Here is a 13,056-nt window from a genome sequence, read left to right on the forward strand (position 1 = left end):
GGGGGTTCGCGGGGTCTGCGGGCGCGAAGGCACGGCGAGGCTCACCTTCTGCGGTGAAGATTGCAGCGGCAAAAATCCCAATTGCGATCTGAAACAGTGCCGCACCGAGATTCCCTCTCACCGGTACGCCTCCCAATAGCGGGCTTGCCCTCGGCCCGATTTATTTCAACGTCTTCAGATATGCGATCAAATCCTCGACTTCCGCCGCGTTCAGGATCGACGGCTCGCCCGAGTCAGACTTGTAGTAGGACGGCATGATAGCGTCGGGAAAGTAGACCTTCGCATCAACGAGGATCTGACGAAGCTGCCCTTCCGAGTAGCGACCGCCGATTCCGTCGAGGGCGGGGCCGATGCCGCCTTGATCCGCGACCGTCGTAACCGCGCTGATCTTGTGGCAGCTGAGGCAATCGCCGCGCTGGCGGTCGACCAGCACGTCGCGACCGCGCGTAGCGTCGCCCGGCTTTCCGGTAAGCGGCGACGGCATGCTCTGGAGCGAAAGCGCCAACCTTCCCGGCCCATCGGGGTTCATGTATTCGAGGAAGTAACCCGCAGTTTTGCGCTTGCATTCGGCGGCGGACGCATCCGCCGCGCATGAAAACGAGAAGGCAACCAACGATGCCGCCAACAAAAACAGCGAGGCGCGCCCCTGCATCTTAGCCATTTCCTGCCCTCAGCTTGGCCGTTTCCCAACAAAGCGGCTAAATCAGCGAGCGTCGAACAGGATTTATTCCACGCGGAAACGCTGATCTTCTAGTCATATGCACAGCTTGAGGCCGAAATACGGATCTCTTCGCCCGATCCGTAACCACCCCGTAGGCGCGCTACAATATTTAGCTTTGCGGGAGCGTCAACCATATAGTTTGACTCAAATTAAGGTTGTCCTGCGGCTCAGGCGTCGCTTCGCATCGACCCGAGCGCTTGCGGGAGTTCCCCTAACGATGAGATGAGGGCGTCGCCGCCGAGAAGCTCGGGCGCGGTGCGGCTGTATCCGAAGGTTACGACGACGGAGCGGACACCCGCCGCCTTCGCACATTCGACATCGGCCTCGCTGTCGCCGACCATCACAGCGCAGCATTCCGAGACATCGAGCGCGGTGAGCACATCGAGCAGCGGCCCCGGATTGGGCTTTCGCGGCTGTCCTTCGCGCTCGCCAATGACACAGTTGAAATATTTGGCGAGGTCGAGTTTCTGGAGAATGGCAAGCGTCGCGGCGTGATGCTTGTTGGTGCAAAGGCCGAGCTTGCGGCCCTCGGCCTTGAGCTGCTCCAGCAACGCGCGCGCGCCGGGATAAATCGTGGTGTGCGTCGTCAGATTCTCGCGATAGGCGACGATGAAATCCTGAACCACGGGCGTGATATCGGGGTGCGGCAGACCGCGCGCGATGAGTGCGCGTTCCACGAGCGTCGGCACGCCGCCGCCGACCATCGCCTTCACCTCATCCATGGCGAAAGGAGCGAGGCCGCGTTTGCCGGTCGCGGTGTTAAGCGCGTGCGTGATGTCGGGCGCGCTGTCGATCAATGTTCCGTCGAGGTCGAAAACCACCGCACGCGGCCAATTCGGTTCACCCGTCACGCCTTGCTCCTCATTTTCGGCCGTTCCCAGCCGTGAAATATCGATGGCCGGGACAATGCCCGGCCATGTTGTCATCTTGTGCGACGACAGCGGCGTGACGAAAATCAGGCTCGGCACGACGCCGTACGTTTCTGTTGTCGATCGGCTTGCCTGCGTCTGATCGGGTCCGATTTAACGCAGTCTGAGCCAGGCGGCTTAGCTGATCTTCGGATCGAGGTCGCCCTTGGCGTAGCGCTTGGCCATCTCCGCTGCCGGGACGATCTTGATCTTCGACGCATTGCCGGCCGTGCCGAACTGCTCGTAGCGCGCCTTGCAAAGCTTCTTCTGTTCCTCGATGGCCGGCTTCAGGAACTTGCGCGGGTCGAATTCCTTCGCATTGCTGGCGAGCACCTTACGCACCGCAGCCGTTACCGCGAGGCGAAGGTCAGTGTCGATGTTCACCTTGCGAACGCCGAAGCGGATGCCGCGCTGGATTTCCTCGACCGGCACGCCGTAGGTCTCGGGGATCGCACCGCCGTATTTGTTGATGATCTCAAGCAGCTCTTCCGGCACCGACGACGAGCCATGCATCACGAGATGCGTGTCCGGGATGCGCTTGTGGATCTTCTCGATGACGTCGATGGCGAGCACTTCGCCCGTGGGCTTCTGCGTAAACTTGTAGGCGCCGTGCGAGGTGCCGATGGCGACGGCGAGCGCGTCCACCTTCGTCGCGGCGACGAACCGAGCGGCCTCGTCCGGATCGGTAAGGAGTTGCTCGCGCGACAGCACGCCTTCCGCGCCGTGGCCGTCTTCCTTTTCGCCCATGCCGGTTTCGAGGCTACCCAGAACGCCGAGTTCGCCTTCGACCGACACGCCGACATAATGCGCCATGCGCGTCACGTCCGAGGTGATGCGGACATTGTAATCGTAGTCGGCGGGCGTCGAGCCATCGGCCTTCAGCGAGCCGTCCATCATCACGCTGTCATAGCCGAGACGGATGGCGCTGGCGCAGGTCTCTTCGTTGTTGCCGTGGTCCTGATGCATACAGATCGGGATGGTCGGATACTGGACTTCGAGGCCCTCGACGAGCTTGCCGAGCAGCAGGTCGCCCGCGTAGGAGCGCGCGCCGCGACTCGCCTGGATGATCACGGGGCTGTCGGTTTCCTTCGCCGCTTCGAGGATGGCGATACCCTGCTCCATGTTATTGATGTTGAACGCGGGCACGCCGTAACCGTGCTCGGCGGCGTGATCCAGAAGTTGCCTTAGCGTGATACGGGCCATTCAAGCCTCTCCCTATTGGAACGAAATTCTCGTCAGCAAAGCGGAGCGCCCCGCATGCGTCTTTAAAACGCAGTGTGACGCTCCGTGTGAAATCATGTCAATGCGCTGCGACCCGGTTTTCACCCGATCGCGGCGCCGTTAGCGGATGAGCGCGGCCACGCCCGGCAGCGTGCGCCCTTCGAGCCATTCGAGGAACGCGCCGCCCGCCGTCGATACATAGGTGAACTTGTCCGTGACGGAAGCCGCGTTCAGCGCCGCCACCGTGTCGCCACCGCCCGCGATGGTTACGATCTTGCCCGCCTGGGTGAGCGCTGCCGCCTCGCGTGCAAGCGCGAACGTGCCCTCACCGAAAGGCGGAATTTCGAACGCGCCGACGGGGCCGTTCCAGAGAAGCGTCTTGCAGCGCTCGATCAGGCCCGTGAATTCGGCGACGGAGCGCGGCCCGATGTCGAGGATCATGGCATCGGCCGGCACTTCGCCCACCGGCACGACTTCTGTTTCCGCATTCGCCTTGAACTCCCGCGCGACGACGGCATCGACCGGCAGCAAGATCTTGCAGCCCGCCGCCTCGGCCCTCGCGCGGATTTCTTTCACGGTATCGATCGCATTCGGCTCGCAGAGCGATTTGCCGACCGCGACGCCGTCCGCATAAAGGAAGGTGTTGGCCATGCCGCCGCCAATGAACAGGTAGTCCATCTTCTGGGCAAGATTGCCGAGCACGGCGATCTTGGTCGAGACCTTCGAGCCGCCGACGATGGCGGCAACCGGCCGTTCGGGGTGGTCGAGCGCGACCTTGAACGCGCCGATCTCGGCGAGCAGCGACGGCCCGGCATAGGCCGGCAGCAGATGAGCGACAGCTTCGGTCGAGGCGTGCGCGCGATGCGACACGGAGAACGCGTCATTCACATAGATGTCGCCGAGCTTTGCGAGTTCGGCGGCAAAGGCCGGATCGTTCTCTTCTTCCTCTTTATGGAAGCGCACGTTTTCGAGCATTGCGATCTGGCCCGGTTCGAGCGCGTTCACGACCGCTTCAGCGGCAGGCCCGACGCAGTCATCGGCGAAGGCAACGGTCGCGCCGAGCATAGCGGCAAGTTTGTCAGCGACAGGCTTCAACGAATACTTCGCGACCGGCTTGCCATCGGGGCGGCCGAGATGGGAAAGGATGACGATCTTCGCCCCCCGCGACGCAAGGACGCGGAAGGTCGGCAGGAGCCGTTCGATGCGCGTGGCGTCCGAGATCTGCCCGTCGGCCATGGGAACATTAAGGTCCGTGCGTATGAGGACACGCTTTTCCGCGACGTCGGCGGACGCGATATCCTTCAACGAATCGAAAGCTACTGCTGTCATTTCTCTCCCCTGATGCGCTTGTTGATGACCGTTTTTTTTCGACAACGGGGCGGGCCCCCTGCCGCTGGACAGGCGCGGCCGAGACCTCCTTAAGTGAACTTAAGGGCGCTGCGTTGCGGTTTGTTGACGCTTGCGTGATTACCTGACACTTCTGCGTGCAATAGACAAGTCAGAGATATTTAACGCGCTCTTCACCCAAGCTGACGGCGCCCGATTGCAATTGTGAAGGCGGAGTCGTATGTCTTACGCTTGTCACATTCGAGCAGGTATTCAGGTCGCTTATCGTGCCGCTGCGGGGCCGCTTAAAGCGCGAACTTGTCCGATGGCACGGGGTTATCCGATTCGTTAAACGATCCCGCTTCGCCGGGGGTTTGAGATAGCGCCCTTCATGAGTAAGCTCATAGAATTATCGGATCTTCCGCAGGCTGCCCAAGGGCCCGTCCTTTTCTGGCAGCGCGCAATCGAAAACCCCTTGCAGGTTTGCAGCCTGTTCCCCTCGAGCCCATTCGTGGGCCGGGCCATGACGGAGGTACTCGGCAGGAGAATCGAGTCTCATGTCATCGAGCTTGGCGCGGGCACGGGCGCGGTTACGCGGCAATTGATCCGCAACGGCGTGGAGCCTGGCAAGCTTACGCTGGTCGAGATCGACGCGCGCCTAGGTGGCCATCTGCGCCGCCGCTTCCCCGACACGGACGTGCTGATCGGGTCTGCTGAAGATCTCGCAAAGGTCTGGCAGGAGCGCAATGGCGAAAATGTCGGCGCCATCATATCGACGCTGCCGATGCGGCTCTTCTCGAAGAAGCTCATCTATCTCGTTATGAAGAACAGCCTTCAGGTGCTGGACGAGGGCGGGATGTTCGTTCAATTCACCTACCGCCAGACAAGCCCGGTGCCGCCGCGCGTGGTCAACGCGCTTCGGCTGAAGGCGTGGCGTTATACGCGCGTGTGGCTTAACCTTCCGCCCGCCGCGATCTGGGTTTACGAGCGCATGCCGCAACCCCGCGAAATCTGACGAGCGGGGGCCGCACTGTACCATTTCCGCCTGTGGCGTCGATGCAAAGCCGCCCCCTCGCTCACGTGCCCTCTCATAATGGCTGAACTGCCATGTTTCAGTCGCTCGGTTGTTCGGCCAGGCCGCCGCGAGCAGCCTCGTGCCAGTTTCATGCAAGCTGAGACAGCTACGGATTTCCCGATGGACGGTGCTCCTTGCCGCGCTCGTCCTGAAAACGGGGGAAATAATGTCAAGCGGCCACCATTTGAAGCTCTGCCTGACGGCGGGCAGCATCCTGATTTACGGCGTGGCGGGCGACGGCGCGGCGGAAGCGGCCGATGCTTTCGGCATGAGGCCTCAATCGACATATTTCCTCGGTGCCTCCAATGCGGGGGCGGCGGCTGGGGGAGACGTCAGCTCGGTGATCTGGAACTCGGCCGCGACCACGGTTGCGCCCGGCCTGAACTCGTCCTCATCCTATACGGCCATTGCGGTCTCGCTCGACGAAACGGCCTATGGCGGTAAATTCGTCGAAGCCGGACTGCGAAGGACTACGGATTCGGGGACCACGCGCGCGGCGGCAGCCTCCGTCTACACCTACCAGATCAACGATCAGCTCTACGCCGGGCTTGCGATGTACGCGCCGTTCGGCCTCGTAACGAAGCCTGACAATTACTGGGCCGGCTCTCCCGCCGCATCGACGCAGCGCATCTTCTCGGTCGATGTCAACCCGACGCTTGGCTACAAGATCACGCCCAACCTCTCCATCGGCGTCGGCGTGCAGGCTCTTTATTATCAGACAAGGCTGAACTCCGGTGCGTTCGGGTCCGTCGCGGGCACTGCGTTCCGTGGCGATGATTGGGGCGTCGGCGGAACAGCGGGCCTCCTCTGGGAAGTGGTGCCGGGGACGAGCGTCGGCATCGGCTACCGCTCTGCGGTGAGCCTCGAACTCGACGGGAGCTATCGGGGCCCAGGCGTCTACACGCGCGCGACACTCGACCAGACCATGCCGGATCAGGTCACATGGAGCTTGCGGCACGCCGTGCTGCCGGGGTTCACACTTCTCGGCACGGCTCAGTGGGAAAACTGGAGCCGCATCGATAACCTGGTGGTCACGTCGAACAGCGGCGCGGGAACGGTGATCAACCTGAACCTGCGCGACTCCTGGTATTTCGCTGTCGGCGCAGAATATCAGTATAGCCCGGACATCACCATCCGGGCCGGTGTCGGCTACGATTCTTCACCGGTCACGGATTTCAACCGCAATCCGGGACTGCCCGATTCGAACAACGTGCTCCTCTCGCTCGGCGGCTCCTATAACTGGTCCCAGAGCATCCGGCTGGACGCCGCCTATGCCCACGCATTTTTTGACGACGCCCCGTTCTGCATCGGTGACGGCGCAGGAACGTCCCATTGCGTCAGCAGTGAACAAGCGGTCCTGGTGCGAGGCAGTTCGGACAACTCCGCCGACGTGTTCTCGGTCGGTCTCAAATACAGTCTGGTACCTGCCGTTGAACTTGAGCCCTACAAGTAACGATTTTGCGATAATGGCGCGCAGACCTGTCGAAAATTGCGTGACAGCCATGCAACAGTGAGCAGGCAAAACGCTGAACAAGTGCTCCGTCGCGACTGACAAATTCGTCAGTTTAGACGGGGTATTGCAATCGCGATCCATCCGTCGGAGATATCTTAACACATTGCTTAATTTATATATTTCTTAGCCAACAGCCCACATCGATGGGCTTTTCCGCCTTGCGCTCACGCCCGATTCGGCTCCCGCTGCCGCCCTTTCGGCCCATTGCCAGCCCCCGGAATTTGGTGATTAAGTTTCCCCACGAGGAAGAAAAGGCGCTGGGCATGGCGCCAGGCTCGCTTGGGAGGGGACTATGGGCACATCGAAATTCGTGCGGCTGGCGTGTATCAGCGCGGCCGCGTTATTGGCTGGGGCCGCGCTGACGGACGATGCGAACGCCGGTTCGTTCGGTGTGCGCGAGCAGTCCGCCTATTTCCAGGGCATGTCGTTCGCCGGTTCTGCCGCGGGCGGTGACATCAGCTCGATGTTCTGGAACTCGGCCGCGACGGCAACGCTCCCCGGCTTCAACACGTCGACGAACGCCACGATCGCTTTTGGCGACGCTGAGATGACGTCGAATAGTGGCCTTCTCCACCAAACCTCTCCCGCCTTCGGTCGGACCACCGAAGCAAACATCGGCACGGATGCCTTCATTCCCGCGTCCTATGCAACGTACCAGATCAATGACCGGCTTTACGCTGGCATTGCGATGAACGCTCCGTTCGGCTTTATCACGAAGCCCGACACGAACTGGTCCGGTAACGGCATTGCGCAAACTTCGAAGATTTTCTCGCTGAACCTCAACCCGACCGTTGCTTACAAGATTACGCCGACACTCACTATCGGTGCAGGCGCGCAAATCGAGTATTTCAAGATCAAACTCGCAAGAGATGCGACCCCGCTGAGCTTGGTAAATAGCCAACTGCCCAATCTTCCCGGAAGAAGCTATGTCGCGGACGACTGGGGCGTCGGCGTCACGGCTGGCGTTATTTGGCAGCCGACCGCGACGACTTCAATCGGCCTCGGTTACCGCTCCTCTGTGAGCGTTGAGTTGGAAGGCGATTACAAGCTCACCAATGGCTTTTCCACCGACGCGACCGGTAAAATTGATCTGCCAGACGAGCTGACGTTCTCGATCCGACAAGGGCTTACGGATCGCCTGACCGTGCTGGGCACCGTTGAATGGCAGGGTTGGAGCAAGGTCGGAAACGTCAAGGCTGTTGGCGGGACATGTGCCTTATTGGGCCAGGGCGGGCCGTGCGAAACGCTGAACCTGAACTACCGCGACGGCTGGAAATACGCACTAGGCTTCGAGTATCTATACAGCCCCGCGCTTACGCTGCGCACCGGTGCGAGCTACGAAACGTCCCCGATCGACAACAAGACGCGCAACATTCTGATACCAGACTCAGACCGTATCGGCGTGAGCGTAGGCGCGAGCTATAAATACTCCGACAAGATCACGGTAGACTTCGCCTATTCACATCTCTTATTTGACGAAGGCAAGTTCTGCATCGACAGCGGCGGGGTCAGCGGATCCCATTGCGGCGATTCGGGTGGTCCGTTGGGAACGTTGCTTGCCGGCAACACCGACGTCGCAGTCGACCTCGTCTCGGTTGGCCTGAAATACAAATGGAGCGATCCGGTCCCCGCTCTCGAACCCTACAAGTAAGCGGATCCGGAACGCGACAAAGGGGGTCAGCGCAAGCTGGCCCTTTTTTTGTTTAGGCCGTGCCCCCTCCATCTTTTGCACGCGATGGCATACAGAGAGAGCTCTCGCGCGCGGAAAGCGAGAGACGCCACGAAACTAGCGGCCCTCGTCACGAAAGTCTCGCCGACCGCCGGACGAACGATCCGCAACCGCCTGACACACTAGATCGCGCCAAAATGTCGCCGCGCCGGGAACGAAGATCGTGCTGGTGCCGTGAAGCTCGCGGCTCCGACGAGCAGAGCGGCTTGGAAACCGGGCGCAACCGTTCGCCATCGAACCGCAGCCACCGCCCCGTCGCGTTCGCCCTTGCCGCCGATACTTGCGCAATCGCGCTTCCGGCTTCGCCTCCGCTTCCACACGCACCCCGGCACCCACTCGCTGGCACACCAGGAGTGGCCAAAATCTCGACAGGATGCATTTTTTTATCCTGGGCTTCACCGGGGATAGGTTTCACATGCCGTTAACGCGCTTAAAATAATCGTATTTCCTCTCCGGGGTAGATCGATGCGGTTTGACGCGATATAAGACGAGCGTGAGATACCGCGCCATCTTTCTCTCGGACATGCACCTCGCCGCGCGAGCATGCCGCTCCGAGGACTTATTGAGTTTTTTGAAGTCCCACGACGCCGCCGTGATCTTCCTCGTAGGGGATGTGATCGATTTTTGGCGGCTTCGGCGGGGACCGAGTTGGCGTGCCTCGCAGACAGAGGTGATCCAGCAGTTTCTCGCCAAGGCGCAGGCCGGAACGCGCCTCGTCTACATCCCCGGCAATCACGACGAAGAGCTGCGCATTCTCGCGGGCACGACGCTCGGTACGCTTGAAGTGCGCCTGCGCGCGATCCACGACACGGCGGACGGCCGCCGCTTCCTCGTCGTCCACGGCGACGAGTTCGACGACGTCGTGAACAAGGCGCGATGGCTCGCCGTGCTTGGCGACATCGCCTATGACGTTGCATCGGCTGTGAATGTCGGGGTCAACGTCGTGCGCCGCGCAATGGGCATGTCCTACTGGTCGCTATCGGCGTGGCTGAAGTACCGCGCGAAGCGCATCTTCAACGGCAGCAAATTCGAGGGCCTGCTCACGGCCGAAGCCCGCCGCGTCGGCGCAACCGGCGTGATCTGCGGCCATATCCATCATGCCTGCGTGCGCATCATCGATGGCGTGCAATACGTCAACACCGGCGATTGGGTGGATAGCGGAACCGCCGTCGTCGAGCATTTCGACGGGCGGCTCGAAATCGTACGCTGGACGGATCAACTCCGCGCGATCGAATCGAAGCCGTCCAAAACGCCGGTCGCGCCCGTGACCTCGTAATGCGCATCCTGCTCGCAACAGACGCCTGGAAACCTCAGATCAACGGCGTCGTGAATACCTACCTGAACCTGGAACGGGAATCGGCCGCCGAAGGCTTCGATCTGTCGTTCCTCACGCCAGACGGCTTCCGCACCCTTCCGCTGCCGACCTATGACGAGATCCGCCTTGCGCTCATCCGGCCAAGTGATGTCGCGGAGCGCGTGGAATACACGCGGCCCGACTTCATCCATATTGCGACGGAAGGGCCGATCGGACTTGCGACGCGTGCGTTTTGCCTGAAGGCGGGCCGCCCGTTCACGACAAGCTACCACACGCGCTTCCCCGAATATCTTGCGGCGCGCGCGCCCGTTCCGCTGTCTTGGGGTTACGGCTTCGAGCGCTGGTTCCACAATGCGGGCGTGGGCGTGATGGCGGCTTCGCTATCGCTGTGCCAGGAACTGGCGGAGCACGGCATCCGGCGCGTGAATCTGTGGTCGCGCGGGGTGGATCTCGACCTGTTCCGGCCGCGCGCGGTGGACCGCTTTCCCGATCTGCCGCGGCCGATCTTCCTCTATGCCGGACGTGTGGCGGTCGAAAAAAATCTCGACGCTTTTCTCGGTCTCGATCTGCCGGGCACGAAAGTCATCGTCGGCAAAGGCCCGCAGCTCGACGAACTGCGCAACCGCTACCCCGACGCGGTGTTCACCGGCGCCAAGTTCGGCGACGACCTCGCCGAGCATTATGCGAGCGCCGACGCATTCGTTTTCCCGAGCCTCACCGACACTTTCGGCAATGTGCTCCTCGAAGCAATGGCGTGCGGCGTTCCGGTCGCGGCGTTCAACGTCACCGGCCCGAAAGATGTCGTCGATAATGGCCGCGTCGGCATCATCGGCGACGATCTGCGCGAAGCTGCGCTCGGCGCGCTGAAGCTCAACCGCACCGCCTGCCGCGCCTATGCCGAGCGCTTCAGCTGGGCCGCGTGCGCCCGCCGCTTCCTTGACATTGTCGTCGAGGCGAACGGCGCCTCGGCCTGACCGTCGCGATGAGTGCTCGCAAGTCGTCACCTTTCGGCAACCTGTAAAGGCGGGGCTCCCTTCCGCCATCTGGTCGAGCGTGGTGGCAGTGCGTGAGGTTCGTCAGGTTTTGGACAGCAAAAGCCAGCTAATTTCCGAGCAGCCAAAGCTTAGGCGAGAGCTCGGAGGGAAGCGATGTTTGACGTAGGATCTATCCGCCAGTTGCGGTCAATCATTGAGGACATTCAGAAACTCGTTGATGACTCAGGTGGCGCCGCCAATTTTGCGAGCATGTTGGAAAACGCTCAGCAGCAAAGCGGCAGTCAGGACAGTAATTCGACGATACAACAGCTTCAGAAGACTCTGGATCAGCTCCAGCAGCTTCTGAAAAATGAACAGTCGGGCGGCACGCAGCAAAGCGAACAAAGCGACCAGCTTCAGTCTCTCGTGAAGGAACTTCAGGAAGTCCTGGAAAAGCTGCAAAGCCAACTGGAAAGCAATCAGTCAAACAGCGCGTCGACAAGTGACCAGGCCGGTGGCACGCAGCAAAGCGAACAAAGCGATCAGCTTCAGTCTCTCGTGAAAGAGCTTCAGGAAGTCCTGGAAAAGCTGCAGAAGCAGTTGGCAGGCGATGAATCTGGCGGCACGCAGGCTACGCAAGAGGAAACCGTGCAAGAGCTCACTCAGCTTTTGCAGCAGCTTGTCCAGCAGTTGGATACGGCGAACCAGTAAATTCGATCACGCACCAAGGGTCGTAGTCCCCTGGTGCGCGCTCAATCATTTGCGCCCGGCTCGGGTTCCCGACCGCCCTGTGGCGCATCTATCCTGCCGATGGGCGTCTCGCGATTTGGTAACGAAAATAGCGCTAATTGAGCTATACTCGGAGACAAACGACACGCGAGACGCTTCCATGCAAACGCCGACGATTGACGACATTGTTGACGCGGACAAGCGAATCCGGCCCTACGCCGTCGAGACGCCTCTTCTCGAATTCGGCACGCTGAACGAAAAGCTCGGCGGCCGCATCCTCTGCAAGGTGGAAGCGCTTCAGCGCACCGGAAGTTTCAAGTTTCGCGGCGCGTATAACCGGGTTTCGCGCGTCGACCGTCAGGCATACCCCGGCGGCGTCGTGGCCTGCTCGTCGGGCAATCACGCGCAGGGCGTGGCCGAAGCCGCCCGTCTCTGCGAAATCGACGCCGCCATCGTGATGCCGTCCGACGCGCCGCAGATCAAGATCGCGCGCACGAGCGCCAGCGGTGCGGACATCGTCTTTTACGACCGCGACACCGAAGACCGCGAGGCCATCGCCCGCGACCTTTGCGAAAAACTCAACGCGGATTTCATCGCGCCGTTCAACGATCCTTACGTGATCGCGGGGCAAGGCACCGTTGGGCTTGAGCTTGCGCGGCAGGCCGAAGCTTTGGGCGCGAAACTCGACGCGGTGCTCGCGCCCGCAAGCGGCGGCGGCCTCATCGCAGGCGTCGCGCTCGCCGTGAAGGATCGCGTACCCGAAGCGGAGATCTATTCCGTGGAGCCGAAAGGCTTCGACGATTACGCGCGCTCGCTCGCGGCCGACAAGCGCGTGCGGAATGAGCCCGGCGCGAAGTCCATCTGCGACGCGCTGCTCATGCCCGAGCCCGGCGAACTCACATTCGCGCTAAACAAGGATCGGCTCGCGGGTGGCCTCGCCGTCAGCGACTCGGACGTTCGCGAGGCCGTGGCATATGCCTGGCGCGACCTCAAACTCGTGCTGGAGCCGGGCGGCGCTGTGGCCCTCGCCGCAATCCTGTCCGGCGCGCTGGATGTGGAGGGTAGGACCGTCGCCATCGTGCTGTCGGGCGGCAACGTGGACCCGCACCTGTTCGCCGAGATTATTTCAGATAATAAAGAATTGGCCACGCTGCGCCACGAATAGGTAAAAGTGGGGCTGTATCATTCGCCACATGATTACACGCCGCAGCTTTCTTACCCTTGGAGCAGCGACCGTCGGCTCCGGCCTCATCGGCGCGACGAACGCCTTCGCCATGGAGCCGCGCTATCGGCTCGCCGTGACCGGGTGGGATGTCGCGCACCCGTCGTGGCCCGCTTCGGCGGCGCCGCTCCGCATCGGTGTCATGACAGATATCCACGCCGTCGAACCGTGGATGTCCGCGCACCGCATCGGCGACATAGCCGCCCGGCTTGCCGCGATGAAGCCGGACATGATCGTGCTGCTCGGAGATTACGTGAATGCGCTGCGCCCGCGCTTCGTATCGCGGCCGGTACCGGTCAGGGAATGGGTTGCAGCGCTTGGGG

At 61.5% G+C, this 13,056-nt stretch carries 12 protein-coding genes; 8 read left to right on the forward strand and 4 right to left on the reverse strand.

Translation table 11 applies throughout. From position 1 onward, the window contains the following. Window positions 1-160 precede the first annotated feature (160 nt). The 4 genes from soxX to T281_RS12380 all read right to left on the reverse strand — a co-directional run bounded on the left by soxX (window position 161) and on the right by T281_RS12380 (window position 4,179). Window positions 161-661, reverse strand: a complete 501-nt coding sequence (gene soxX, locus T281_RS12365) for a sulfur oxidation c-type cytochrome SoxX (protein WP_052037437.1) — start codon at window positions 659-661, stop codon at window positions 161-163. Between the two features lie 227 nt (window positions 662-888). Beyond that, window positions 889-1,689 (reverse strand): phosphoglycolate phosphatase, encoded by an 801-nt coding sequence (gph, locus tag T281_RS12370; RefSeq protein ID WP_081796776.1) that lies wholly within the window; start codon window positions 1,687-1,689, stop codon window positions 889-891. 78 nt (window positions 1,690-1,767) lie between these two features. Further along, the gene (fba, locus tag T281_RS12375) at window positions 1,768-2,832 is read right to left on the reverse strand and encodes a class II fructose-bisphosphate aldolase (RefSeq protein ID WP_013419745.1); all 1,065 of its coding nucleotides are present in this window, start codon (window positions 2,830-2,832) and stop codon (window positions 1,768-1,770) included. A 138-nt stretch (window positions 2,833-2,970) separates the two neighbouring features. Next, window positions 2,971-4,179: a phosphoglycerate kinase gene (locus tag T281_RS12380; RefSeq protein ID WP_052037438.1), complete on the reverse strand. Its 1,209-nt coding sequence runs from the start codon at window positions 4,177-4,179 to the stop codon at window positions 2,971-2,973. 520 nt (window positions 4,180-4,699) lie between these two features. Between T281_RS12380 and T281_RS12385 the strand changes: the two genes are divergently transcribed. From T281_RS12385 to T281_RS12420, 8 genes are all read left to right on the forward strand, one after another. Further along, complete coding sequence (locus tag T281_RS12385) at window positions 4,700-5,191, forward strand: class I SAM-dependent methyltransferase (RefSeq protein ID WP_155955227.1); 492 nt, start codon at window positions 4,700-4,702, stop codon at window positions 5,189-5,191. A gap of 226 nt (window positions 5,192-5,417) precedes the next feature. Beyond that, entirely contained in the window at window positions 5,418-6,704 is a 1,287-nt protein-coding gene (locus tag T281_RS12390; protein WP_155955228.1) for an OmpP1/FadL family transporter, read from the forward strand. Window positions 6,705-7,056: 352 nt separating this feature from the next. Continuing rightward, window positions 7,057-8,415: an OmpP1/FadL family transporter gene (locus T281_RS12395; protein ID WP_081796777.1), complete on the forward strand. Its 1,359-nt coding sequence runs from the start codon at window positions 7,057-7,059 to the stop codon at window positions 8,413-8,415. A gap of 571 nt (window positions 8,416-8,986) precedes the next feature. Continuing rightward, entirely contained in the window at window positions 8,987-9,769 is a 783-nt protein-coding gene (locus tag T281_RS12400) for a UDP-2,3-diacylglucosamine diphosphatase (protein WP_276324639.1), read from the forward strand. After that, entirely contained in the window at window positions 9,769-10,782 is a 1,014-nt protein-coding gene (locus T281_RS12405; protein ID WP_037239350.1) for a glycosyltransferase family 4 protein, read from the forward strand. Before T281_RS12400 ends, T281_RS12405 begins: the two co-directional genes overlap by 1 nt. 174 nt (window positions 10,783-10,956) lie before the next feature. After that, on the forward strand, window positions 10,957-11,493 hold the full coding sequence (locus T281_RS12410) for a hypothetical protein (protein WP_037239353.1): 537 nt from the start codon (window positions 10,957-10,959) through the stop codon (window positions 11,491-11,493). A 178-nt stretch (window positions 11,494-11,671) separates the two neighbouring features. After that, window positions 11,672-12,676 carry a threonine ammonia-lyase gene (locus T281_RS12415; protein ID WP_037239355.1) on the forward strand — a complete coding sequence of 335 codons (1,005 nt, stop codon included), beginning with the start codon at window positions 11,672-11,674 and terminating at the stop codon, window positions 12,674-12,676. Between the two features lie 28 nt (window positions 12,677-12,704). Next, on the forward strand, window positions 12,705-13,056 hold a 352-nt coding region (locus tag T281_RS12420; protein ID WP_037239358.1), incomplete at its 3' end, for a twin-arginine translocation signal domain-containing protein.

Origin of the sequence: Rhodomicrobium udaipurense JA643 (assembly GCF_000636015.1) — a bacterium.
In the GTDB taxonomy this organism is placed as follows: Bacteria; Pseudomonadota; Alphaproteobacteria; order Rhizobiales; family Rhodomicrobiaceae; genus Rhodomicrobium; species Rhodomicrobium udaipurense.

Coding starts and splice junctions, on each gene's coding strand:
- soxX (WP_052037437.1), bottom strand. CDS start 661: ATGGCTAAGATGCAGGGGCGCGCCTCGCTGTTTTTGTTGGCGGCATCG.
- fba (WP_013419745.1), bottom strand. CDS start 2,832: ATGGCCCGTATCACGCTAAGGCAACTTCTGGATCACGCCGCCGAGCAC.
- T281_RS12380 (WP_052037438.1), bottom strand. CDS start 4,179: ATGACAGCAGTAGCTTTCGATTCGTTGAAGGATATCGCGTCCGCCGAC.
- T281_RS12385 (WP_155955227.1), top strand. CDS start 4,700: ATGACGGAGGTACTCGGCAGGAGAATCGAGTCTCATGTCATCGAGCTT.
- T281_RS12390 (WP_155955228.1), top strand. CDS start 5,418: ATGTCAAGCGGCCACCATTTGAAGCTCTGCCTGACGGCGGGCAGCATC.
- T281_RS12395 (WP_081796777.1), top strand. CDS start 7,057: ATGGGCACATCGAAATTCGTGCGGCTGGCGTGTATCAGCGCGGCCGCG.
- T281_RS12405 (WP_037239350.1), top strand. CDS start 9,769: ATGCGCATCCTGCTCGCAACAGACGCCTGGAAACCTCAGATCAACGGC.
- T281_RS12410 (WP_037239353.1), top strand. CDS start 10,957: ATGTTTGACGTAGGATCTATCCGCCAGTTGCGGTCAATCATTGAGGAC.
- T281_RS12415 (WP_037239355.1), top strand. CDS start 11,672: ATGCAAACGCCGACGATTGACGACATTGTTGACGCGGACAAGCGAATC.